We start from the raw sequence: 22899 nt of genomic DNA on the forward strand, positions 1-22899 counted from the left end.
ATTTATTTCTTGCCGCGCACGTGCGATTCCAGTTCAGAGAAGCTGGGTCGGTCGGTCGAGAACAGCACCTTGCGCCCGAACTCGATCGCGGTGGTCGGGTTGTAGCCTTGCATGCTGGCCAGCAAGGTGGTCTTGATGCACTGCAGTTCCTTGGCGGCATCTTCCATCTTCTGCTCCAGCAGGCCACCCAGGGGCTCCATCACGCCGTAGGCCAGCAAGATGCCCAGGAAGGTCCCCACCAGCGCCGAGCCGATCATGCCCCCGAGCACCGCGGGCGGCTGGCCCACCGAACCCATGGTGTTCACCACCCCCAGCACGGCCGCCACAATCCCGAAGGCCGGCAGGGCGCCCGCCAGGCGGGCCAGTGCCGCCACCGGGGCGTGGGCTTCGGCATGGTGGGTGTCGATTTCGGAGTCCATCAGCGCTTCGATCTCGTGGGCATTGAGGTTGCCCGACACCATCATCCGCAGGTAGTCGGTGGTGAATTCGATCACATGGTGGTCATGGCCCACCACGGGGAATTTGCTGAAAATGGGCGAGTCGTGAGGCGACTCGACATCTTTTTCAATCGCCATCAAGCCCTCTTTGCGCGCCTTCTGAAGAATTTCATAGAGCATGGTCAGCAACTCCATGTAGCGCGCCTTGGTGTATTTCGAGCCCTTGAGGGCATCGGGCAGCGCCTTCATGGTGGCCTTGAGCACCTTGGGTTGGTTGTTCACCACAAAGGCGCCCAGAGCGCCTCCAAAGATGGTGATCATCTCGAAGGGCAGGGCATGCAAGATCACGCCGATATTGCCGCCGTGGGCAATGTAGACGCCGAAGATGCAGCCTAGACAGACGACGTAGCCGATGATGACGAACATGCGGGGTCAGGTGTTTGCGGCTAGACAGGGCCGGTTGATCGGGTTTTGCCCATCCACCGAACACAGCGGATGGGGCCATTGACAACTCTAAATGTATCGGATTGCTGTGGCCATCAGGGTGGCAACAGAGGCCGAAACGGGGCCTTTCTCCCTTTCAGCCAGGCATTTCAGGCCTGCGACACGCGTTGCGGGGCCACGCAATACAGAACCGTTTCCTCTTGGTGGATGGTGTAGTGGTCCACGTAGAGTTGATAGAAGGGGTAGCTCTGCTGGAGGTAGAGAACGATCTCGAACAGATCGTTGGGCTTGTGATAGAGCGAAATCCCGAGCTTGGGCTGAAAGCGCATGATGCTTTCGTGGGCGCCACGCAAGGCATCCATTTCTGAGCCCTCGATGTCCATCTTGATGTAATCGACGCGAGCGATATCCCCCGACCTCACCAGGCTGTCGATGGTTCGCAGGGGCACTTTTTGCTGATCGATGCGAAAGCCCGGCGAGTACTTGTTCACCACAATGGGTGCGCAATCGACATCGATGTTGGACAAGCCGTAAGGCATCAATTCAACGTTGGCGAGCGGGAATTGCTGGCGATTGTGCGCCATCAGCTCCAGATGTTCGGCGACCGGGTCGAAGGCGAAAACCCGGCCGGTGGGGCCCACCGCATTCGAGAACACCAGGGCTGTGTCGCCCGTGCAGGCGCCACCGTCGATGACGTAGTCCCCGGTTTGGGGGGCAATCACAACGCCGTTTTTCTCGTAAAAATACTGGCGCCTGAACAAGTAATACTCGAGCCCCAGGCAGTCAATCTTGTATTGGTGCCCCTCAAACTGAAAGTCGAAATGCTTCAGTTTGCCAAACATGCCGGTCAAGGCGAGTTGGCTTTCCGTTCCTTGTTCAAGTGCTTGAAAGGCTGCATATTCCTGGGGCTTGAACAGGAAATCCACCGGTATTTTCACGCTGTGGTGACCCGCCAGGCGGTAACCGATCAAGAACAGATACAAGAGTTTGGAATCATCATTGCCCAAGGCTGAATAGGCTTGGTACAAATCATTGTGGTGTCGGTAGAACCAATCAAAATAAAAGGTTCGCTGACCCACTTCAAAAACACCAGATCGATCAACGCCATCGGAGTTATAGCGTTGCTTGTCGAAATTATCGAAATAGGTGTTCATTTTCAAAGCCTGAATGGAGGCTGAGAGAATGGAAACGTAGAAATCCTGGCTGGTGGTCGGAAGAGCGTTGAACATGGGGGCGACTCCTGTAGTGGCCATTGCCATCGGAAAACGCCGAGGCTTGGCACTAATGTATCGGGAGCGCACGCCCCTTGATGTTCGCAACAGTGGGGCGAATCCCTGTCTTTACCGCCCTTGCTCAGATCGACGGTCAGGGCTTGACGACTTCACGCAACCGCGGGCGAGGGTTTGAAAACGCGGCCAGACTCATTTTTCCGCAGAACCCTGCAGGGATTGCCCATGGCGATCACATCATCCGGTACATCATGGAACACGGCCGACTGCATTCCGATGACCACTCGGCTGCCAATCGACGTTCTCTCTTTGACGGCGCTGTTCAGCCCGATGAACGACTGTTCTCCAATCCTTGTGCCTCCGCCCAGAACTGAGCAACTCGACACCACCGAATGCATGCCGATCACAATATCGTGGCCCACGATGGTGTTGATTTCCAGCATTACATTTTCTTCGAGAACGGTGTTGCTGGAGACAAAGCAACCAGGGCCAACAAGGCACCCGGGTCCAATTTGGGCGGTGGGTGAAATGCGGGCGCTGGGATCGACGAGGGTTGCGAGCGAGAATTTTTTTTGCTTCAACCGTTGATGCATCTCCATGCGAAATTGTGGTTCGCCAATGGCAATGATGCATTCAAAGGGCGCAGGCCAAGTATCCAGATCCGCCATTTTTAGAATGCCCAGGCCATAATGTGCCTGGTCTTGGCGAAGGTCATCCAGAAAATGAATGGTGTCCCATCTGTTCTCTGCCCTGTTGATCAGTTGCGCGATGTCGGCAATCTCGCGCCCGGTACTGCCTGAGCCATAAATCATCAAATGCATGTTGATGATTTTAATGGGTTTGCTTCCAGGGAAATGCAATGCCTTTGACGTCCTTGAGTTCGCTTGCAGGTGGAAAGTGCTTGTCGCGTTCCAGCATCCGCTTGATCAGTTCAGCCAAGGTCAGTTCGCCTTCGCCAATGCAAACGGCCTGGATGTTGTTGTTCAGCAAGACGTCTTCCGCCGCGATGGTGGGGTGCGGGCCGCCAGCGATGATGGGAACTGCAGAGTCGAATTCGCGGACTGCCTTGACCACGGAAACGAAGAAATTCTTGTAGTACGACATGGTCCGGACGCAAATGAGGTCGGGCTTGAAGTCGGCAAGAATGGTCTTCAGGCCTTCATCGCTGTCAAAGTCGACATAGGATTTGATGATTTTGCCGTTGACTTTGTCGCCAAAATCCTTGTTGATGTATGACAAGAGCGCCAGCATGCCCAAAGGTGCTTCCACGATCTTCAGTTCGGCATTGTCGTCTTTTGAATAAAACTGCGTGGCATCGATGAACAGAACATTCAGTGCGTCGGGCTTTTTCTCGACGGGCTTGCCTTGCATCGTCTCGTAATCAATCCGAGAGGGATTCGGGCTGGGTTGAACTGAAAAATCAATTTCAGAACGATCGATTTTGGCCAGTCGCAGGATGTCGTCCATCGTATTGATCTGGCTTGGAAAATACGACTGGTACTTGAAGATCAGTTCGTCTTCGTTGAATGTCGACAATTGCTTCTGAATGATGTATTTCAGGCGATCCTTGTTGAGAACATAGTTTCTCACCAGATCCAAGCGCAATTTCATCGAGAATGCCGGGTCGAAATGCATCGTGGTCGGCATCAGGTGGTAGGGGATGGTCAATGATTCATTGATCTGTTCCGGGGTCACGCCATTTTCAAGCGCAACTTTTTCCAGCAAAGAGCCGGGGAAGATTCTGACATTGTGGAAGCCGATGAAGTGCAGCCACTTGATGTCCTTGATGAAGTCGACGGTGGAGCGTGCTTCTTCCTCGGTTTCGGTCGGAAATCCGTGCATGGCGTTCAAACCCAGAACAACATGCGGGTACTGCGTGGCGATGTATTGAAGATTCTTGAGGAACTTGTCGATGTTCAGGAACTTCTTCATCATCTTCTGGAGACGCGGCGACGCACTTTCCAGGGAGATGTTCACGCTCTTGACGCCGCCTTCCACCATGGCGTCGGCCGCAGACGCATCCAGTGCATCGCCGCGCAATCCACTTTGGAAGTAGAAGTTCATGTTCAAGCGGTTGTCTTTCACCATCTTGAAGAAATTGATGAATTCCTTCTTGTTGATGTTGAAGATGTCGTCGACAAATTCAATGTCGCGCACGCCAAGCGATGCCAGATGCTCTACTTCCGCATAGATGTTTTCGGAAGTTCGACGGTACAAATTGGGGGTCAGTTTCTGAACGTCGCAATAAAAGCAACGGTAGGGGCAACCACGCCCCCCTTGAATCGTCATGCAATTTCGAATGCCACTTTGCCCGATGTATTGATGGTACTTTTTGTAGTCAATCAGGGACCGATCGATCAACGGCAAGGTGTCCAGATCTTCAATCTGTTCGCGCAGATCCGTAAAGCATATTCCGCTGGCAGTCACCTTGTGCTTGACGTGCTGTTTGATGTGCTGCGTCGAAGGGTTGTGGAAGATGATCTGCGGGGAAATTTGTTGAAGCATGACGGGTCTCCGTGGCGGTGTGGTTGTTCGGGAGTGGGTTGGTTATTGTTTCAACGGCTGAGAAAACGAGGCCTGCCTTCAGATTCCAACGCCCTGGGGGCTGTCGGGCCCGTGCTGTCAGAGTCGCTGGATCGGGGGCCTCTGATCCGCCACCTCAGTGCAATTCGGGCCGCACGCCTCTTCCGGTCGTGAACGGCTGCCCCACCATCAGGGGCCTGGCCAGAGGGATGTGTCAGGTCAGGCATGTCAGCGTATCCAATCGGGCTCATTCGGCCAAGCCAGTATCGATGATGGATTTGATCTTAAAAGGGGCAAATTAGGGGGGGAACGGCAGGCTGTTCGCAGAAAAGGCCCTGTCAGTGGGCAAGATGCTACGCGCGGAAGCGCCGGTACAGGCATTCCAGGCGGAATGCCCCTGTGGCCAGAAGTCTTGACCGGGCTGCGTGGCTGACTTGGCCTTTGGGCTGGCGTGCCCTGCGTCACTGCATGGGGTGACTTCCACGCCGGTGACGGGTTCTCTTTCAAGCTCCCTGCGCCCCGATTTTGAAGCACGCCTTCTGGGTTCAAATTGCGAGGCAAATCGGTGTCATTACGTCTCTTACGGGCTGGGCCGCTCTGCTAGCATCCAAGCGATCAAGCCGGGGTGAGCCCGGGCGCATGCGCATCGATCGCGTGGTTTTCAAATGAAATGAGGTGGACCATGTCCAACAAAGAACGGTACGACCAAGTGTTCGAGAAGTGTTTCTCCGTCCAGCCCAGTGTGCTGGATGAGAAATTTGTCTACAACTGCATTCCGGCCTGGGATTCGGTTGGGCACATGGGTTTGATCGCAGCCCTGGAAGAGGAATTCAACATCATGATGGACACGGAAGACATCATTGAGTTTGGCTCTTACACCGTGGGCATCGACAAGTTGAAGAAATACGGCGTCGACATCTCGGCATGAACCTGCTTTGCCCCCGCTTTCCGCAGCGGCCAGCGCTGGTGCTGGACGGGGGGGCGGTGCTGAGTTATTCGGAGTTGCAGGAGGCCGTGCAATCGTTCAAGTTGCACTGGCAAGCCCGTGAGTTGGTCTTTTTGTTGCTGGACAACGACCTGAGCTCCATGGTGGCTTATCTGGCTGCCTTGGACGCCGGTGCCGTCCCCTTGCTGCTGGGGGCAGGCCTGCCGGCGCATGCCTTGCGCAGCCTGCTCGATCGCTACCAGCCTGAGTGTGTCTGGTTACCCGCCTCGCGTCAGGCCGAGTTGCCAGACTTCGAGGCCGTGCAGTCGCTTGGCGTTTATGGTTTGTTGCGGCGTCGCCAGGCCATGGTGCCGACGCCGGAGCCGCTGCACCCTGATCTGGCGCTGCTGTTGGCCACGTCGGGGTCCACCGGGACGCCTAAATTGGTCCGCCTGTCCACCCGGAATCTGCTGTCGAACGCCGATGCGATTGCACAGTACCTTCAGCTCGATGAGCAGGACCGGGCGATCACCACGCTGCCGTTCAATTACTCCTACGGGCTGTCGGTGATCAACAGCCATCTCCGCGTGGGGGCCAGTGTGGTGTTGACGCGTCTGGGCCTGTTCGACGGGGCGTTCTGGCCCCTGCTGAAGCAGCAGCAGGTCACCCGCTTCCAAGGGGTGCCCTTCACGTATGAAATGCTGCTCAAGCTGCGGTTGGAACGGCTCGACTTGGGCTGCATGCGCTCCATGACCGTAGCCGGTGGCCGCCTGGCGCCCGAGCGTGTGTTGCAGGTTCATCAGCAATGTCTGGCCAAGGGGATCGACTTCTATGTGATGTATGGTCAGACCGAGGCCACGGCGCGCATGGCCTACCTGTCGCCGGCGCAGGTCGGGCTCAAGCCCGGCAGCATCGGACGGGCCATTCCCGGTGGTCACCTGGGTTTGATCGATGAGCAGGGACTGGCGGTTTTGGAGGCTGGCAAGACGGGCGAGTTGATTTACCAGGGCCCCAACGTCAGTCTGGGCTACGCCGAGTCCCGGGCCGATCTCCAATGCGGTGATCGCCACCACGGCGTTTTGCGAACGGGCGATCTGGCCCGCTTCGATGCCGACGGGTGCTTCTACATCGAAGGCCGTCTGCACCGCTTTCTGAAGATCCATGGCGTGCGTGTGTCGCTGGCCGCGGTGGAGCAGTTGCTGGAGCAGCGCGGCGTGGCCGCGGCTGCCTGGGGTGAGGATGATCGGCTCTGCATTTCGGTTCAAACCCAGGATGCCTCGGCCTTGCAGGCGCTGCGTGAGGAGTTGGCGGGGCTGCTGAATGTGAATCGTTCGACCTTGTCATTGCAGGCGCTTGCCGAGTTGCCTCGCCTGGACTCGGGGAAGATTGACTATCCACGCCTGATGGCGGTTGTTTGATGGACCTGTCGTCGATCCCCCCCTTTGGCCTGGCCTCGGCGGAAAAGCGCGAGTTCCTGGGCGAGCAACTGCAGCAATTGCTTGATTGGCACCGTGCGCACTGTGAGCCTTATGCCAAAGTGCTCGATCGGTTGTGGTCCCCCATGGCGCCGGCTCCAGCGTTGGAGGATCTGCCTTTTCTGCCGGTTCGGCTGTTCAAGGACATGGAGCTTCTGAGCGTGCCCAGGAGTGACGTTGTCAAGACCATGACGTCGTCGGGCACGGGCGGGCGGGTGTCCCAGATCTTCCTGGACAAATCGACGGCGGCCTTGCAGATCAAGGTGCTGGCCAAGATCATGGCAGACTTCATCGGTCCCCAGCGTTTGCCCATGCTGGTGATTGACAGCCGTTCCACCGTGTCGGACCGGCTCAAGTTCTCGGCACGAACCGCGGGGATCTTGGGGTTTTCGATGTTTGGTCGCGAGGTCGAGTTTGCGCTGGACGACGACATGCAACTGAACCTGCCGCGGGTGACGCGCTTTCTCGACAAGTACCCGGAGGGTCCGATCCTGTTGTTCGGCTTCACTTTCATGATCTGGCAGCACCTGGTGCTGGCATTGGAGGGGGCAGCGCAGTGTCTGCCCCTGGAGCGTGGGGTGTTGATCCATGGCGGAGGGTGGAAGCAAATGCTTTCCCAGGCCGTCGATGCGTCGGTCTTCAAGGCCCGACTGGCCCGGGTGGCCGGGCTGAACCGGGTGCACAACTACTATGGCATGGTGGAGCAGACCGGCTCGATCTTCATGGAATGCGAGGCGGGCCACCTGCATGCTTCGTCGTTCTCCGAGGTCATCATCCGAGACCCTCATGATTTTTCGCCGCTCGGCCCGGGCCAACCGGGGTTGATTGAGTTGCTGTCGGTGATCCCCCGCAGCTATCCCGGGCATGCCTTGTTGAGCGAAGACCTGGGCGAGTGGTGCGGGGAGGACGACTGTCCCTGCGGTCGCATGGGGCGCTATTTCAAGGTACATGGCCGCATTCAGCAGGCCGAAGTCAGGGGCTGCAGTGACACCTATACCCGCTGAGTTGCGTGCCAGGATCGACTTCCTGATCGGGGAGCCTGACAGGCTGAGTGACCTGCCTGTGCCCGTGTTCGATCCAGCGCGCATGGCGTTTCTGGCCGATCTGTCGAGCCAATTGATGCAGGACGTGCGCCACCTGGATCTGCCGGACCTGGTCACATTTGCCTTCTGGTGTCGCAAGGCCAACCTGGCCCGCCTTGCCTTGGCCGCTCAGGATGAGCGTTTGCGCGTTGGCCTGGGCCTTGTTTTTCACATCTGCCCGTCCAATGTGCCGGTGAACGCGGCGTTTTCGCTGGCCTTCGGCCTGCTCAGCGGCAACAGTTGCGTGTTGCGCCTTCCGTCTTCCCCGACGCTGACGCAGGATATTTTGTTGGCGGCGATGGCGGCCACGCTGGCTCGCCCCGAGCACGAGGCGATGCGTTCGGCCGTGGCGCTGTTGCGCTATCCCCATGACGATGAAGTCAACGCCTGGTGGATGTCTCAGGCAGATGGTCGTGTGATCTGGGGCGGCGATGCCACGGTGGCCCACATGCGTGGCTTCGCCACCCCGGCGCGCTCACGCGAGGTGGCCTTTGCCGACCGATATTCATTCGGCGCTTTGGGGGCCTCAGCCTTGAACGCCTTGCCCGAGGCCGACCTGAAGGGGCTGTGCACCCGCTTGTTCAATGACCTGTACCTCATGGATCAAAATGCCTGCTCGTCACCGCATCTGCTGGTCTGGGTGGGGGCGGCCACCGAGATCGAGTCGGCCCAGGCACGTTTGTGGGCGGCTTTCGAGGTCGAGGTGCTGGCGCGCTACACCCTGGCGCCGATTGCCGCGATGGACAAGTTTGTCGAAGCATGCACCCGAAGCGTTAACGATGAGGCCGTGCAGCGCATCCATCGGCACGGCAATGGCCTGTATCGGTTGGCACTCAGCGGCCTGGACTCCTCACCCACCACGCGCCGTGGACACCACGGCATGGTGTACGAGCTCGCAGTGGATTCAATCGATGCGGTGGCCCCGTGGGTGGATCCGCGCTTTCAGACACTCACCTACTTTGGTCTGGACGTGGCCCTGTTGAGGTCGTTCCTCGTGCGCCATCGGCTGCGAGGGATCGACCGGGTGGTTCCCGTCGGGCGCGCCTTGGACATGGGGATGCAATGGGATGGCTACGACCTGTTGTCATCCTTGTCCCGCTGGGTCGATATTCAATGAAATGAGGTTTTGCGTGGAAAAATTCAGTCTTGATTGCGTGCAGTTGCAGGCCTATCAGCCCAATCGTTATCCGTTCCTGATGATCGACCATGTCGACGAGGTGGTTCCAGGCCAATACGCCCGTGGCTACAAGAATCTGAGCCTCAACGAGTGGTATTTCCCGGTGCATTTCCCGGGCGCGCCCAACATGCCGGGGGCCCTGCAACTGGAGGCCTTGGCCCAGATGTTGACGGTGGCGATCACCACCTTGCCCGGCTTGCAGGGCAAGGTGACCCATGCCCTGTCCCACACGGTGCGCTATCGCAAAGAGGTTCTGCCCGGCAAGAAATTTGAGATCCACACGGAGGTCCTGTCCTGGAAGCGTGGCATCTGCAAGGGCAAGGGGGTGGCCTATGTTGATCAAGAGGTGGCCTGTGAAGCCGAGATGATGATCACCATCCCGGACATCCTGAAGCAATACCTGCCGGGTCGACCGGCCTGAGGCGGCGTGGTGCAAGAGGCTGACGTCCTGATCATCGGCTCTGGTGCCTGCGGAGCGGCGGCAGCGTGGCGCCTGAGTCAGGGGACGGCCTTGCGCATCGTCTGCCTGGAGCAGGGATTGGCGTCGGCCCCTGAAGACTACCCTTCGCACACGGCGAGCTGGGAGTTGAGCCGGCAAGGCGATTTCAGCCCCAATCCCAACGTGCGGCAGCGGCCAGGCGACTACCCTGTCGACGATTCGCAGTCGCCCATTTCGCTGGCCAATTTCAATGGCTTCGGCGGAAGCACGATCTTGTACTCCGGCCATTTTCCGCGTTTTCACCCCTCTGATTTCAAGGTGCGATCCCTCGATGGCGTCGCTGACGATTGGCCGCTGAGCTACGAGCAACTGCAGCCGTATTTTGCTGAGAACGAAAAGCAGATGGGGGTTGCCGGCCTGGTGGGCGATCCGGCCTATCCCGACTATGAGTCCCTGCTTCCGCCGGTGCCGCTGGGCGAGATGGGCAGGGCGCTGGCCCGGGGCTTCAACCAACTGGGTTGGCACTGGTGGCCGGCCTACAGCGCGATCAATACCCACCGGCATCTGAATCGGGCCTCTTGTGTCAATCTGGGACCTTGCAACACCGGCTGTGCCCAGGGCGCCAAATCCAGTGTGGATGTCACCTACTGGCCACAGGCCCTGCGTCAAGGGGTTGAGGTCCGAACTGGTTGCCGTGTCGTGGAGATTTCCCTGGACGGCGCCGGCGCCGCCAATGGGGCCCTCTATCTGGATGACAAGGGGGCGATGCACCGTTGCCGGGCCCGCGTGGTGGTCGTGGCAGCCAGCGGTCTGGGCACACCCCGCTTGCTGCTGAATTCGGTGTCCACAGCGTTCCCGGATGGCCTGCTCAACGAGCAAGGGCTGGTGGGCACGCATCTGATGCTGCACCCGCTGGCCTATGTCGAGGGGGTGTTCGAGCAGGATCTGCGCTCCAGCATCGGCCCGCACGGTTGCTGTTTGCTGAGTCAGCAGTTTTATGAAACCGATCCTCAGCGTGGCTTTGTGCGGGGTTACACCTTGCAGGCCCTGCGCGGTGCCCCGCCCGTGGAGACGGCCGTCAATGGGTACTTCATGCGCCGCATCCCGCTGGGACCGGACCATCACCGCGAATTCATGCGCACCTACAACCACACGGCCGGGCTGGCGGTGATCACCGAAGACCTGCCCGAGGTGCACAACCGCATCGTTCTGGACCCCGAGCACCGCGACAGCAGCGGCATGCCGGGGGTCAAGGTGCACTACGCCCTCAGCGACAACACCCGCAGCATGCTCAAGCACGGCGTGGAGGCCAGCAAGCAACTGCTGACAGCCGCAGGCGCCAGGATCAGTGCTTCTTTTGCACCCGTGCGACATGCCGGCTGGCACATCATGGGTACGGCCCGCATGGGGAAGGATCCCGCCACCTCGGTGGTCAACCCCTTTGGGCAGGCCCATGCGGTCAAGAACCTGTTCATCGTGGACAGCAGCATTTTCGTCACTGCTGCCGCGGTGAATCCGGTGGCCACTTCTCAGGCACTCACCTTGTACCTCTGCGACCACATCAAACAGCACCTCAATGGGTTGGGTGAAAAGCCATGTTGAATCTGGTGCTTGACACCCTGCTGCCTGGCGACGAGTCGCTTCAAGCCCCGCCTGGGTCCTCGATCGACTTCGAGGCCTATCAGACCCGCTTTGGCATCCAGCAGCAGGTTGCCGATTTTCTGCAGGCCTTGCGCGATCTGGCTGAACAGCGGCATGGGCAGGGTTTTGAGTCGTTGGACACCGAACAACGACTGAAACTGGTCGATGCACTGCGTCGGCAGGATCTGCGCCTGTTCACCGGCATGGTCACCCATTGTCTGCGCGCCTATTATTCGAGCGAGCGGGTGTTGCGCGGTCTTTCGTCTGGCGCTGTGCCACCGTTTCCGGCCGGCAATCCGATGCCGGCCGACGATTGGTCTTTGCTTGAACCCGTCTATGTACGAGGCCCCATCTACCGTTCTGTGGACCACTCTTTGAAATGAACACCCAGTTGCTGACAGGAAAGGTGGCCGTCGTGACAGGGGCCAATCGCGGCATTGGCCGCGCCATCGTGGCGTGTTTTCGCGCCCATGGATGCAGCGTCTATGCCTGCGCCCGAAAATTGGATGCGCGACCCGACTTGACGGTCGATCCGTTGCCGGAGGCTGATGCCGGCTTCATTGAATGGGTGGAGCTTGACCTGTCCAATGAGACCTCCATTCGTGAGGCCTCCCGCCGCATCCTGGCTGACAAACGGAAAATCGATGTGCTGGTGAACAACGCCGGCACCGCCAGTGGTGCGCTGTTCCAGATGACCTCAATGGCCGACATGCGCCGCACTTTCGAGGTGAATCTGTTCGGTCCCCTGCAGTTCAGTCAGGGCCTGGCTCGCTGGATGACGCGCCAGGGCGGCGGCTCCATCATCAACCTGGCGTCGACGGCGGCCTTTGTGGCTGACGCGGGGACCCTGGCCTACGGCAGCAGCAAGGCCGCGCTGGCCCGGGCGACCCAGAGCATGGCCACCGAGTTGGGCGCTGCGGGCGTGCGTGTGAATGCCATCGCCCCAGGCCTCACAAAAACAGACATGTACGAGCAGATGGACCCCAACGCCCGCGAAGGGCTGCTGGCGGCCAGTGCCTTGAAGCGAGCTGCATCGCCCGACGAAATTGCCAATGTGGCCTTGTTTTTGGCCTCCGATCTGTCTTCGTACGTGACCGGTCAGGTCATCCGTGCAGACGGAGGCCTGGTTTGAACCTGGAAACCTTATGAGTACCGAGCACATCGAGCAGATGGCCCGCCTGATGCGGCGCAAGATCCTGGACATCAGCCACAGTTGCAACCTGAGCGCCCATCTGGGCGGTGGGCTGTCGATGGTGGACATCATGGCCACCCTGTATGGATCGGTGTTGCGTGTCGACCCGGCCCGTCCCAGATGGCCCGAGCGCGACCGTTTCATCCTGAGCAAGGGGCATGGGGTGCTGGGGTTCTTCAGCGCATTGCTGGCGGCTGGTTTCATCACCGAGACGCAGTTCCAGTCGTTTCAGACCAATGAGAGCGACCTCATTGCCCACCCTGTGATGAACCTGGACCTGGGCATCGAATCCTCCAACGGCAGCCTGGGACAGGGCCTGTCCATGGGCGTCGGCTTGGCTCTGGCGGGGCGCAAGAGGGGCTTGGCTTACAAGACCTACGTCATGCTGGGCGACGGCGAATGCAACGAAGGCTCGGTCTGGGAAGCGGTCATGTCGGCCGCCCAATTGCGTCTGGATTCGTTGGTGGCCATGGTCGACTACAACAAGCTGCAAAGCGATGGTGACAGCCGCGCCATCCTGGATCTGCAGGACCTGGCGGCCAAGTTCCGCAGTTTTGGCTGGCATGCCCTGGAGGTCGATGGCCATGATGTGCCTGCCTTGCAGGCAGCGTTTGCTGCACCTTCTCCGTCCGGGCTGCCCAAGGTCCTGGTTGCGCACACAGTGAAAGGCAAAGGGGTTTCCTTCATGGAAAACAACAATGAATGGCACCACAACCGCTTGACCAAGGCCAATTACGAGCGTGCATTGGCTGAACTGGGAGACGTTGGACATGCTTGAAATCACGCCCAGCAATGCACGGCAATGGTCTCGCCTCGGTTCCCGCGGCGTGTTTGGTCAAGCCATCCTGTCCTTGGGGGCAGATCACCCTGATTTGATGGTGATGTCGGCCGATCTCGGAAACTCCTCGGGTCTGGACCGGTTCAAGGCTTCTTTTCCGGATCAGTTTCTCAACATCGGGATTGCCGAGCAGAACCTGGTCGGGGTGGCCGGGGGGCTGGCCAAAGAGGGCTACAACGTTTTTGTGACCTCGTTTGCCCCCTTCATCTCGATGAGGGCCGCCGAGCAGGTGCGCATGAACCTGGGCTACATGGCACTCAATGTGAAGGCGGTCGCAATCGGCAGTGGTTTGGCCATGGCCTTTCTGGGCAACTCCCATTACGGCATTGAAGATGCGGCCGTCATGCGTGCCATTCCGAACCTGACGGTGGTGTGTCCTGCGGATTGCGCCGAGATCGTGAAAACGGTGCAGGCCGCCGCCCGCTTCCAGGGGCCGATGTACATCCGGCTCACGGGCGCGGTGAACAACCCGGTGGTCTACTCTGAAGACTATGAATTCACGATTGGCAAGGCCATCTGGTTGCGGGAGGGGAGCGATGTGACCTTGGTGGCCCACGGCACCATGGTCTACGAGTCGCTGGAGGCCGCCAAACTGTTGGAGGCCGAGGGGGTGTCGGCCGCGGTGCTCAATATGCACACCCTCAAGCCGCTGGACACCGACGCGCTGGACAAGGCCCTGGCAGGCTCGCGGGCCCTTGTCACGGTTGAAGAGCATTCGCTCATCGGGGGCCTGGGTGCCGCCGTGGCGCAGTACAAAGCCCCTCTGCGGCACAGCCCGCCGCAGCTTTCACTGGGGCTTCCGGATGAGTTCGTGGCCGCCGCCGACTATCGCTTCATGTTGGAAAGGCATGGCCTGGTCGCGGCCTCGATTGCGGCGCGGGTGCGCGATTTCCTGGCCTGAGCGCGTGTGGGAAGCTGGCCTGAGGTTCAGGCCTGTGTGATGAGTCCGGCGATGGTGTCCACCTCGTCATCGCTGAGATCCGGGTAGATCGGCAGGCACAGGATCTGGCTGGCCATTCTCCGGGCCACGGGCAGCAGATGGGGTTGTGCCGAGGCCAGACCTTTGTACATCGGGAAGTCGCTGATCAAGGGGTAGAAGTAACGCCTGGCGTGGATGCCATGGGCGGCCAGGCGCTCATACAGCGCATCGCGGCTGAGCGGGAATTCACTGCCAACCAGGATGGGGAAGTAGGCATAGTTGGCCGTCTCCAAGGCCACCCCGTCGACACACTGGATGCCCTGGCAGGGGCTCAGCAACTGACGGTATCGCTGATCAATGACCCGCCGGCGATCGATGGCCTGCTCGACATACTTCAGCTGCAAGAGACCCAGCGCGGCGTTGAACTCGCTCATCTTGCCGTTGATGCCCGTGGCCACCACGGTGGTTTCATTGGCAAAGCCAAAGTTTTTCAGGTGGTTGATGCGTTCTTTGGTTTTGGCATCCGGGCAGACGATGGCGCCGCCCTCAAAGGTATTGAAGACCTTGGTGGCATGAAAACTCAGGACAGACAGGTCGCCGTGGTTGAGCACGCTGCCCGTTCCGGTTTTCACGCCAAACGCATGGGCTGCGTCGTAAATGACCTTGAGGTTGTAGTCGTCAGCAATCTTCTGGATGCTTTCCACGTCGCAGGGGTGGCCGTAGCAGTGCACGGGCAAGATGGCCGTGGTCTGGGGGGTGATGGCGGCCTCGATTTTGCTCGGGTCGAGGTTCAGTGTTTTTTCGTCGATGTCCACGAACACGGGCTTGATCCCGTTCCAGAGCAGGGAATGGGCCGTGGCCACGAAGGAATAGGGGGTGGTGATCACTTCCCCGGTGATGCGCAGCGATTGAAGTGCCGTGACCAGCCCAATGGTGGCGTTGGCAAAGAGCGCCACATGGGGCACACCCAGGTAGCGGGCCAGCTCGGCCTCAAGCTGTTGATGATACGGGCCACCATTCGTGAGTTGGCCGCTGGTCCAGATTTCCTGCAGATGGGGAATCAATTCCTCCAGGGGGGGCAGGAAGGGGCGGGTGACGTAAATCTTCTTGTTGCTCATCGTCAAGCCTTGTCGGTGTCGCCTGCCTTCTGGCCTGCTTTGGTACTGCTGGTAACCAGCCTATAACTTTTGAATCAATCCTCGCAATTCTTCCAGATGCGCATGGGGTGTCACAAGAGGGCGACCCCGATCGGCCAGATCAAAGATCAAGGTGCTCAGGGCCTCGTAGGTGCATTGCAGCAACTCTTTGGCAATGGGGCGCAATTCCCGACCCAGCTCACTGGACTGGAGCATGGTCAGCACGGCCTGAATGACGCCCATGTCGCTGAGCAGGCGCCCCGTGCAGTTGGCTTTGCTGAGGTAGCGCTGAGGTTTCGTGAAAAAGGTGTGCTCGTCAAAGATGAAGTCGTAGGTGCGAACGGTCTCTTCGGCCCGTCTGGACAGACCCACGGTCTGTGCGGTGCTGCTCGAGTTGTGAATCCGGTAGACGCCCTGCGACTCGTTCAGCACATAGGCTGCCGAGCGAGCCGCGAGTCGGGCAAAGATATACAGATCCACGTAACCGTAGGCCGGTTCTCCGACAAGTTCATTGCGGGCGATGTGGCGCAACAGGCCGCCCACCTCGTCAAAGGCGGAGCGCCGGATCACGGCAAACGAGGTGATGATCCAGTTGGTGATGCACAGCGAGTTGATCAACTGATGCGGCCCGGTGGGCAAGTCAGGTCGATAAACCCCCATGTCGGGTGAGATCTGACCATTCTGGAACCTGTCATACAGGCTATAGCCGAAGCCGCATTCGGGGTGCTGCATCATGCCGTTCAACACCAGTCGCTCCAGAAACCGAGGTTTGATCACGTCGTCGTGGTTCAGCCAGACCACGTACTCGGCTTGCGTCTGGGCGTAGATCTTTTGCAGGCTGCGCACGGCGCCGATGTTTTTCTCGTTTTGGGTGAAATCGATGGCAAGGCCCAGCCCTCGCCATTTGTCGATCACGGCTTGTACCGGGTTGCCCGGGCTGTCATCCACCACATGGACCCTGAAGTCCTGCCAGGTTTGCCGGGCAACCGATTCGAGGCATTCGTCCAGGAATTCCGGCTGGTAGTAGGAAGTGATGAGGATGTCGACGGCGTGTGTCATGGTGCAGCTCGTTCTTGAAATCAGGGTGCAGTGGGACTCAGTTCAGCCACCCGTCAGTTTGTAATTGACCAAAGCGGTTGGGATTGGCTTGAAGCAGGTGCAAACGGGGGTGCACGCCCTCCAGCGTGCTTGCGTCGCTGACCTGGTTCAGCAGCACGGTGTGGGCCGGGGCCAGCAGGGGGCGCAGGCGGCTGCGCAGCAGGGCCGGGTGGGGGGGGCACAGGAAGTTGTCGGGCTGCTTGAGCTTGTCGGGCTCGTCCAGCAACACCAGGCAGGGCCGTGTCGGTTGGTGCTCGGCGAGGGTGGCCAGCAAGGCCTGGACCAGCGGCAGGTGGATGCCATGAAACAGGATCCGGTCAGGGGCGGCGCGCAGCACGTCCATCAGCCACTCTGCAAGCGGTCCGGGCTGGGCGCCGATCTCGAAGCGGCTGAGTTGGGCATCGTCGGCCGCACGCAGGCTTTCCTGCACGCGCTGCCACGTCGACAAGGGGCTGGCAGCGGGGCCCACCAGCAGCCAGCGCAGACGGCGGGCGTGTGAACCCACCCAGTGCGCTTGTCGCGCGGTCTCTGGCAGGCCGGGCTGGCTCAGGCTGAGGTGACGGTTGTAATTCGGGTCTTCGGCCAAGGCCCGCAAGGGCAGGGCGGGCCAGACGGGCGGGGCTTGGTTCAGGGCGGGCCCCTCGGCAGCGGCGCGCGGGTGTTGCAGTACCACCGCGTGCGGTGTCCAGACCAGCAAGCGCTGCTGCGCGCGCAGGCGCAGGCCCAGTTCAGCCCAGGCAGCCCGCTCAGGCAGGTCTTCGCTCAACCACGGTGAGCCGACCAGTGCGGAGCGCTTGATCAGCAGCACCGAAGCATTCACGGCCAGAGCGCTCTGCTCGCACAGGGCGCGCTCGTGCTGGCCAGGCTCATCCAGCGCCAGGTCTTTGAAGACCGGGCCGGCCAAGCCCTGCAGCCCCCCCACCCAGTAGCTCTCGATGAGCAGTGAGTTGGCCGGGTTGACCAGGCGGGGGGCCACGGCACCCACTTCGGGGCGCTGGGCGATGCCCAGCAGACGCTCCAGCCAGTCGGCCTGGATCAGGTGGCTGCGCACATCCACGCACAGCAGGTGTTCGGCGCTGCTGTGGCGCAGGCCCAGGTTCAGCGCCTGGGCGGGGGTCAGACCCCATGCGTCCAGCCGTTGCAGGCGCCCTTGCCAGAACGCATCGTGCGCCAGGCTGTCCAGGTAGGCCTTCTCGTCGGGGTCTTCGCAGCCCAGGTCCAGCAGCAGGATCGGGGTGCGGTCGCCTGGGCGCAGTTGTTGCCAACTGGCCAGCAAGGGCTGCAGGTATTGGCGGTCATGGCGCACCGCGATCAAGGCGGTGACATCGCTTTCCATGGGGGCTGCATAACGCACCTGATGGGTGTGTGGGCTCAAACCGGGCCAGACCTCGGCGGCCAGCCCTTGACGGACCAGATGCTCGCCCAGGGCGACGCGCTCGGCTGCGACCTCGCCGTGCCGGCTGCTGGCGCTTGGCAGCAGCCACAGCAGTTCGCTCAAATGGCCGATGGCGGCGGCGCCGGCCTGGTCGTGCAGGCGCAAGGCCACGTCGTAGGCCGTGGCTCCGGTCTGTGTGCCCAGGCCACCACAACTCAGCAAGGCCTGCTTTTCGACGAACACCGCACGACCGATGTAGGCGCTGGAACGCAGCAGGTCCAGGTTGAAGTCGGGCTTGAAGTGCGGGTCGGGTGAGTGGCCTGCCTGCTGCACCGCGTCGTCGCCATAGACCAGGCGCCAGGCCGGCTGTGCATTGATCTGGTCGGCCAGCACCTGCAGTGATTGCGGCTCGGCCAGGACCACGCCCGCTGGCAACAGGCCCAGCCAGTCGGCCGGCGAGGCCTCGGCCAGGGCTTGCAGCACGATGGGGGCGGAACTGGCCTCGCGCAGGCACAGCCATTGGAGCCGCGGGTTGGTGGCGATGGCGCTGGGCGCATCGGCGGTGCTCAGGACCGTCAGAATCCACTCGGGGTAGAGCTGGGCGTCCAGGCTGCTCAGCAAGGCCTGCATCTGTTCCTGCTCGCCCGGCAGGCTGCTCACCAGCAGGTGAAAGCGGGGCTTGTGCTGCCAGTCCACCATCATGCGTTCGGCCAGGGCCTGGGCCGTGAACTCATTGAGCGATTGGCCCTGGCGCCACTGGGCAAAGGCCAGGTCGGCGGCACTGGGCTGGTAGAGCGCGGGCTGGGGCGTGGGCTCGATCAAGGGCAGGGCCTGACTGTCGCGGATGAATTGCTGCAACTTGACCCAGAACTGCTCCTCCAGCCGCTGGTACGTGGCCTGCATCTGGCCCACGGTGCGGCGGGCATAGGCGACCTCATCGGGCGCATCGCTGAAGGCCAGGCCCTCGCGGCCCAGCTCTGCCGAACTGATGGCATGGCCGTCAAAAAGGGGCGAACGAAGCACCACCGCGGGGCACCCGCACAGCACGGCCTCCAGGGCGATGGCGGTGGACTCGAAGCAATACAGCGTCTCGCTGCGCCGCATCAGGGCCGCCAGCTCGGCGCGGCTGGCGGGCCAGGTCGAGGTGATCACCGTGCCGTGGGCCAGCTCGGGGTGCTCCTTGAGTGCGTTCAGGTGCCGACCGGGGTAGACCAGGATGCCCTGGCGTTGTGTGTCCAGCGGGTTGTCGCGGTTGTTGAACAGGCCGGTGTCCACCGAGGGGAAGAACAGCACATTGCCCGGCGGTGCGTTGGCGGGCAGCAGGCTCTGGCCATAGGCGTAAATCAGTTCGGTGTCGGCAAAGGTTTTGTCGCCCCCGATCAGGCCTGGCACATTGAGCACGTAACGCACCACTGACTTGGCCCGGCGCGGGTTGCCGCTGACGATTTCGGGGTAGACCACGATGGGTTCACGCCCGGCCTGCAGGTGGCGTCGCACCACGTCTTCCGTGACGGTGGGGGTGTTCAGCTCAGGGTTCACCTCGGAGGTGAAGACATAGGCCTCTTCGCCCAGGCGGTTGAGCACATGGCAGAGCATGTGCATCACCCGGATCCCGGCCGAGGAGCGGCGGTAGGGCGGCGTCTCGATGTAATAAGGGCGGCGCTGCGATTCGTACAGTTGAGGCATGGTCAATCCTGGGCAAGAGGCTGGCTGGGGTCGGCCGTGCCCGCAATGGCCTGGGCCAGCGGGGTCCAGACATCCAGCTTGAGCTCCTGACGGGCGCGTTCGATGGCGGGCACATAGCAGGAGCGAAGAGGGTTGTCGACAGCTTGGCGCGCCAGCGTGACGGATTGGCCGGGGCTGAGCTGGTGGTTGATCAGGCGGGCCAGTTGTTCAATGGTGATGGCCTGGTCTGATCCGACGTTGTAGGCGCGGCCGTGCTCACCGTGCAGCAACATCTGCAGCAACCACACGGCCAGGTCGGCCCCATAGAGGTAGCTGCGCACCGGCGTGCCGTCGCCTTGTACCCGCACGCCTTGACCGGCCAGACCATCGCGGATGAAGTTGCCGATCGCGAAGTGCCCTTCGAGATCCAGGCCTGCGCCTACAAAGGCGAAACAGCGCGCCACCGGAATGCACAGGCCGTGGGCCTGGCCAAAGTGCTGGCACCACAACTCGGCCGTGGCCTTGGCTTCGCCATAGGGGTCGGGCTGGTCCAGGCTGCGCTGCAGCGGGGTCGCCTCAGCCGTGTGGCTGCTGGCACGCGCGGCCGGGCCATAGACCGCACCAGAGCTGACGAACAGCGCCCGTTTCACCCCCTGGGCCAGGGCCTGCTGCAAGGTGTTGCGCGTGCCGAGCAGCACATCGTCCATGATGGACAGCGGCCGGGTGTGGGCCTGGGCATGGGTGTCTGTGGCAGCATGGATCAACCAATCGGCGGGCCGCGTGTCCGTGAAGTGGCGCGCGTCACCGGTGATGGTTTCGATCCAGGCTTGGTTTGCAAAGAAGGGGGCCACCGTCTGGAAACGCTTCGGGTCGCGCGTAAGCAGTCGCACCTGAAACCGGTGTCCGCGCTGCTGCAGGAGATCCAGCAGGCTGAGCAGCCAATAGCCGAAAAAGCCGGTGCCCCCCGTGATGAACAGGGTCTTGCCGTCCAGTGCCGAGGCGTCCAGGTGCGGCAGCAATTGGGCCAGCCGCCCCTGGATGGCGGGCAGGCCGGGGGCGGGGTAGGGCTTGCTCACGGGACAGCCGTTGCCGGGGGTCAGAGGCCTCGGTCGTAAATGGCCTGGCGCAGGGACTCGTGCTGGGCGTAGGGGCTGTCCACGTCGTCGATGGTCAGGGCCGAGTCACGCGAGACAGGGCGGGTCAGCTTCAGGCCGTTCATGGTTTCGCGGCAGGAGAGCTGGCCTTTTTGCAGCGGAATGGCGAGGTAGAAGTCCTCTTCATTGCCCGGGTGCTTGAATTCGTAGCCGGCCGGCAGGTCACGTTTGACGTAGACCCCGCGCACCAGCCCATCCAGGTACTCGGTTTCCTTTTTCTTGGGCAGGCGCTTGGATTGGCCTGAACCGCCGCACATGGCCACAGCCTTGTGGTAGGCCTTGAACCAGGCGTCGATCTGGTGCGGCAGCGAGCAGTAGGGCGAGACCGGAATGCCCCCTTCCTCGATGTCGATGTGGCGTTCCCAGGTGCGCGCGCCCTTGGCAAAGGACAGCAGCATGGACGAGGTCCAGTCGGTGTACTCGTGCGTGGAGAACCCGATCACGTTCTTGGGGTAGAGCTTTTTGAGGTAGTCGATCTGGTTGATCTCCAGTTCGTCGTCTTCGCTGGGGTAGAGCGACACGCAATGGTTGATGGCCAGCGGGATGTTGCGGTTGGCAAAGAAGGTCACCATGTCGTCGATGTCCTTCTGGCTGGAGCCGCCGGTGGAGACGATCACGGGTTTCTTGGTTTCGGCGATGCGCTCGATCAAAAACCAGTCGTTGATGTCCGAACTGGCGATCTTGATCAGGGGCAGGTCCAGTTCTTCGCACAGATCGACCGAGCGCTCGTCGAAGGCGGTGGCCATGGGGATGCAGCCACGCTCCTTGATGGTGCGGGTCAGGGTCTTGTATTCGGCCTTGCTGAGCTTGGTGACCTCGGTCTTCTTGATGTAGCGGATGTCTTCGCGACCGCGGAAGTCCTTGTGGATGAAATGGTCCACTTCGCGGAATTGCAGCTTGATGGCCGCACGCACATTGTTGAAGCGCACCACCTGGGCAAAGTCGTTCACGATGCGCAGGCCCCGGTCCAGCCGCCCCCAGTGGTTGTTGGCGAGTTCCAGAATGAAAAGGTCTTCGAAAATGCTGTTGGGATTGGTGTTAATAGGCATAAAAAACCCCGTCAAATGAGTTTCTGGAGTGGCTGCGGTACGCGAGCCTGTAGTTCAAGGCCAGTTCGGCGACAAAGGCCGGTATACGCCACAGATCATCCCAGCGATGGTAGGCCGCGATGGCCAAAATAGGCCGGCTTTTCAGGATCAAATCCCGGGCCCCCTGCAAGGTGGGGATTTCCTGTCCCTCGACATCCAGCTTCAGGTAGTCCACACGGGTGTTTTGCAGGCAGTCGTCCAGGCGAACCACCTGGATGATGCTGTCGCCGTCATCCTTGACCGCGCTGGCTTCGCCCTGGCCCGTGGCAAAACGAAGTTGTTCGTTGCGCCCTGACAGACCACAAGGGTAGTTGACGGCCCTGAGCCCCAGCTGCCGGGTGCGTTGGGCCAGGTGCTCGTAATTGCCGAGGTCTGGCTCAAAGGCATAGACCTGCTGGAAAGGCAACTGGCTCAGTGCGGCCTCCAGCGTGTCGCCGTTGTAGGCGCCCCCGTCCAGAAAAACCTGCGCGCCTTGCTCGCGCGCCTGGCAGGCCGCCACGGCAAAGTCCGGAAAGTAGTGCGTTACCTCGGCGTCGGGCAAGGGCGCTGCCAAGGTCTGCCCCAGCCGAAAGGCCAAGGTTTGCGCCATGGCTTGTCGGCTCGGTTCGTCGTGCAATTGATCGAATGCGGTGCTCAATTCGTGGGCATGGGCCGCGTAATCTGCCCGGGGCGTGAGCCAGTAACGCCATCCCAGCGCGTCGGCGACCACCTCAAAATACTGCTGAGGAAATGATGCTGCAAATCCAGCCGCGCGACAGGTCTGGTCAATCAGCGCGTAGTCGGAATGGGCGAGGTGGTTGTAGACCCCGACCCAAAGGGGTTTGTCCTTGTAGGCCTCGGGTAATTGACTGATCTGCCAGACCGGCAGGCCACTGCGCGCTGCAGGAGGCGAGCCTGAAACGACAAAGCCCAGCACCGGCAGGCCGCTTTCCTGTGCGGCCGCTGCCAGGTCATGGGCGAACGAGCCGTATCCGAAAATCAGAAGCCCCTGTTTTCGCACTGTCTCCAGGTCCACCTGACCCACAGCATCCAGGGACGGGAATGAGGTTGTTTGCATGGGTC

20 protein-coding genes are annotated in these 22899 nt (G+C 60.9%); 10 read left to right on the plus strand and 10 right to left on the minus strand.

What is annotated here, in order from left to right:
* Window positions 1-2 precede the first annotated feature (2 nt).
* The 4 genes from motA to AC07PT_RS19405 form a co-directional block, all read right to left on the minus strand.
* Window positions 3-863, minus strand: a complete 861-nt coding sequence (gene motA / locus AC07PT_RS19390) for a flagellar motor stator protein MotA (RefSeq protein ID WP_027476382.1) — start codon at window positions 861-863, stop codon at window positions 3-5.
* 167 nt (window positions 864-1030) lie between these two features.
* Window positions 1031-2110 carry an FkbM family methyltransferase gene (locus tag AC07PT_RS19395; RefSeq protein WP_492349212.1) on the minus strand — a complete coding sequence of 360 codons (1080 nt, stop codon included), beginning with the start codon at window positions 2108-2110 and terminating at the stop codon, window positions 1031-1033.
* Window positions 2111-2262: 152 nt separating this feature from the next.
* Window positions 2263-2931, minus strand: a complete 669-nt coding sequence (locus tag AC07PT_RS19400) for an acetyltransferase (RefSeq protein WP_494657764.1) — start codon at window positions 2929-2931, stop codon at window positions 2263-2265.
* A 10-nt stretch (window positions 2932-2941) separates the two neighbouring features.
* Complete coding sequence (locus AC07PT_RS19405; protein ID WP_494657765.1) at window positions 2942-4615, minus strand: B12-binding domain-containing radical SAM protein; 1674 nt, start codon at window positions 4613-4615, stop codon at window positions 2942-2944.
* Between the two features lie 700 nt (window positions 4616-5315).
* Between AC07PT_RS19405 and AC07PT_RS19410 the strand changes: the two genes are divergently transcribed.
* From AC07PT_RS19410 to AC07PT_RS19455, 10 genes are read left to right on the plus strand one after another with little or no spacing between them, the layout of a single operon-like run.
* Complete coding sequence (locus AC07PT_RS19410; RefSeq protein ID WP_492349209.1) at window positions 5316-5561, plus strand: acyl carrier protein; 246 nt, start codon at window positions 5316-5318, stop codon at window positions 5559-5561.
* A complete protein-coding gene (locus tag AC07PT_RS19415) occupies window positions 5558-6976 on the plus strand; it encodes an AMP-binding protein (protein ID WP_494657766.1) in 1419 nt (472 codons plus the stop codon). The genes AC07PT_RS19410 and AC07PT_RS19415 overlap by 4 nt, the downstream gene beginning before the upstream one ends.
* The gene (locus AC07PT_RS19420) at window positions 6976-8037 is read left to right on the plus strand and encodes a LuxE/PaaK family acyltransferase (RefSeq protein ID WP_492349207.1); all 1062 of its coding nucleotides are present in this window, start codon (window positions 6976-6978) and stop codon (window positions 8035-8037) included. Before AC07PT_RS19415 ends, AC07PT_RS19420 begins: the two co-directional genes overlap by 1 nt.
* Window positions 8018-9232, plus strand: a complete 1215-nt coding sequence (locus AC07PT_RS19425; RefSeq protein ID WP_494657767.1) for an acyl-CoA reductase — start codon at window positions 8018-8020, stop codon at window positions 9230-9232. Before AC07PT_RS19420 ends, AC07PT_RS19425 begins: the two co-directional genes overlap by 20 nt.
* 13 nt (window positions 9233-9245) lie before the next feature.
* Window positions 9246-9713: a 3-hydroxyacyl-ACP dehydratase FabZ gene (gene fabZ / locus AC07PT_RS19430; protein WP_492349205.1), complete on the plus strand. Its 468-nt coding sequence runs from the start codon at window positions 9246-9248 to the stop codon at window positions 9711-9713.
* 9 nt (window positions 9714-9722) lie between these two features.
* The gene (locus AC07PT_RS19435) at window positions 9723-11333 is read left to right on the plus strand and encodes a GMC family oxidoreductase (RefSeq protein WP_494657768.1); all 1611 of its coding nucleotides are present in this window, start codon (window positions 9723-9725) and stop codon (window positions 11331-11333) included.
* Window positions 11327-11755, plus strand: coding sequence for a gluconate 2-dehydrogenase subunit 3 family protein (locus tag AC07PT_RS19440; RefSeq protein WP_494657769.1), 429 nt, complete (start codon window positions 11327-11329; stop codon window positions 11753-11755). Before AC07PT_RS19435 ends, AC07PT_RS19440 begins: the two co-directional genes overlap by 7 nt.
* Window positions 11752-12504 carry an SDR family NAD(P)-dependent oxidoreductase gene (locus AC07PT_RS19445; protein WP_494657770.1) on the plus strand — a complete coding sequence of 251 codons (753 nt, stop codon included), beginning with the start codon at window positions 11752-11754 and terminating at the stop codon, window positions 12502-12504. The genes AC07PT_RS19440 and AC07PT_RS19445 overlap by 4 nt, the downstream gene beginning before the upstream one ends.
* Window positions 12505-12517: 13 nt before the next feature.
* Window positions 12518-13342, plus strand: coding sequence for a transketolase (locus AC07PT_RS19450; RefSeq protein ID WP_492349201.1), 825 nt, complete (start codon window positions 12518-12520; stop codon window positions 13340-13342).
* Window positions 13335-14303 (plus strand): transketolase family protein, encoded by a 969-nt coding sequence (locus AC07PT_RS19455; RefSeq protein ID WP_494657771.1) that lies wholly within the window; start codon window positions 13335-13337, stop codon window positions 14301-14303. The genes AC07PT_RS19450 and AC07PT_RS19455 overlap by 8 nt, the downstream gene beginning before the upstream one ends.
* 26 nt (window positions 14304-14329) lie before the next feature.
* Here the strand turns inward: AC07PT_RS19455 and AC07PT_RS19460 are convergent, their stop codons facing one another.
* From AC07PT_RS19460 to AC07PT_RS19485, 6 genes are read right to left on the minus strand one after another with little or no spacing between them, the layout of a single operon-like run.
* Complete coding sequence (locus AC07PT_RS19460; protein ID WP_494657772.1) at window positions 14330-15439, minus strand: DegT/DnrJ/EryC1/StrS family aminotransferase; 1110 nt, start codon at window positions 15437-15439, stop codon at window positions 14330-14332.
* 60 nt (window positions 15440-15499) lie between these two features.
* The gene (locus AC07PT_RS19465; protein WP_494657773.1) at window positions 15500-16516 is read right to left on the minus strand and encodes a glycosyltransferase family 2 protein; all 1017 of its coding nucleotides are present in this window, start codon (window positions 16514-16516) and stop codon (window positions 15500-15502) included.
* Between the two features lie 37 nt (window positions 16517-16553).
* Window positions 16554-19616 carry a glycosyltransferase family 2 protein gene (locus tag AC07PT_RS19470; protein ID WP_494657774.1) on the minus strand — a complete coding sequence of 1021 codons (3063 nt, stop codon included), beginning with the start codon at window positions 19614-19616 and terminating at the stop codon, window positions 16554-16556.
* A 2-nt stretch (window positions 19617-19618) separates the two neighbouring features.
* A complete protein-coding gene (locus AC07PT_RS19475) occupies window positions 19619-20671 on the minus strand; it encodes an NAD-dependent epimerase/dehydratase family protein (RefSeq protein WP_494657775.1) in 1053 nt (350 codons plus the stop codon).
* A 20-nt stretch (window positions 20672-20691) separates the two neighbouring features.
* Window positions 20692-21798 (minus strand): N-acetylneuraminate synthase family protein, encoded by a 1107-nt coding sequence (locus AC07PT_RS19480; protein ID WP_494657776.1) that lies wholly within the window; start codon window positions 21796-21798, stop codon window positions 20692-20694.
* A complete protein-coding gene (locus AC07PT_RS19485) occupies window positions 21788-22894 on the minus strand; it encodes an FkbM family methyltransferase (RefSeq protein WP_494657778.1) in 1107 nt (368 codons plus the stop codon). The genes AC07PT_RS19480 and AC07PT_RS19485 overlap by 11 nt, the downstream gene beginning before the upstream one ends.
* Window positions 22895-22899: the final 5 nt, after the last annotated feature.

The organism is Curvibacter sp. GW821-FHT09D12 (assembly GCF_059416245.1).

What these genes read in the sequence shown, in the direction of transcription:
- AC07PT_RS19395 (WP_492349212.1), bottom strand. Translation starts at nt 2,110, where the DNA reads ATGTTCAACGCTCTTCCGACCACCAGCCAGGATTTCTACGTTTCCATT.
- AC07PT_RS19415 (WP_494657766.1), top strand. Translation starts at nt 5,558, where the DNA reads ATGAACCTGCTTTGCCCCCGCTTTCCGCAGCGGCCAGCGCTGGTGCTG.
- AC07PT_RS19400 (WP_494657764.1), bottom strand. Translation starts at nt 2,931, where the DNA reads ATGCATTTGATGATTTATGGCTCAGGCAGTACCGGGCGCGAGATTGCC.
- AC07PT_RS19460 (WP_494657772.1), bottom strand. Translation starts at nt 15,439, where the DNA reads ATGAGCAACAAGAAGATTTACGTCACCCGCCCCTTCCTGCCCCCCCTG.
- AC07PT_RS19450 (WP_492349201.1), top strand. Translation starts at nt 12,518, where the DNA reads ATGAGTACCGAGCACATCGAGCAGATGGCCCGCCTGATGCGGCGCAAG.
- AC07PT_RS19470 (WP_494657774.1), bottom strand. Translation starts at nt 19,616, where the DNA reads ATGCCTCAACTGTACGAATCGCAGCGCCGCCCTTATTACATCGAGACG.
- AC07PT_RS19440 (WP_494657769.1), top strand. Translation starts at nt 11,327, where the DNA reads ATGTTGAATCTGGTGCTTGACACCCTGCTGCCTGGCGACGAGTCGCTT.
- AC07PT_RS19485 (WP_494657778.1), bottom strand. Translation starts at nt 22,894, where the DNA reads ATGCAAACAACCTCATTCCCGTCCCTGGATGCTGTGGGTCAGGTGGAC.
- motA (WP_027476382.1), bottom strand. Translation starts at nt 863, where the DNA reads ATGTTCGTCATCATCGGCTACGTCGTCTGTCTAGGCTGCATCTTCGGC.
- AC07PT_RS19455 (WP_494657771.1), top strand. Translation starts at nt 13,335, where the DNA reads ATGCTTGAAATCACGCCCAGCAATGCACGGCAATGGTCTCGCCTCGGT.
- AC07PT_RS19405 (WP_494657765.1), bottom strand. Translation starts at nt 4,615, where the DNA reads ATGCTTCAACAAATTTCCCCGCAGATCATCTTCCACAACCCTTCGACG.
- AC07PT_RS19420 (WP_492349207.1), top strand. Translation starts at nt 6,976, where the DNA reads ATGGACCTGTCGTCGATCCCCCCCTTTGGCCTGGCCTCGGCGGAAAAG.
- AC07PT_RS19465 (WP_494657773.1), bottom strand. Translation starts at nt 16,516, where the DNA reads ATGACACACGCCGTCGACATCCTCATCACTTCCTACTACCAGCCGGAA.
- AC07PT_RS19480 (WP_494657776.1), bottom strand. Translation starts at nt 21,798, where the DNA reads ATGCCTATTAACACCAATCCCAACAGCATTTTCGAAGACCTTTTCATT.
- AC07PT_RS19445 (WP_494657770.1), top strand. Translation starts at nt 11,752, where the DNA reads ATGAACACCCAGTTGCTGACAGGAAAGGTGGCCGTCGTGACAGGGGCC.
- AC07PT_RS19410 (WP_492349209.1), top strand. Translation starts at nt 5,316, where the DNA reads ATGTCCAACAAAGAACGGTACGACCAAGTGTTCGAGAAGTGTTTCTCC.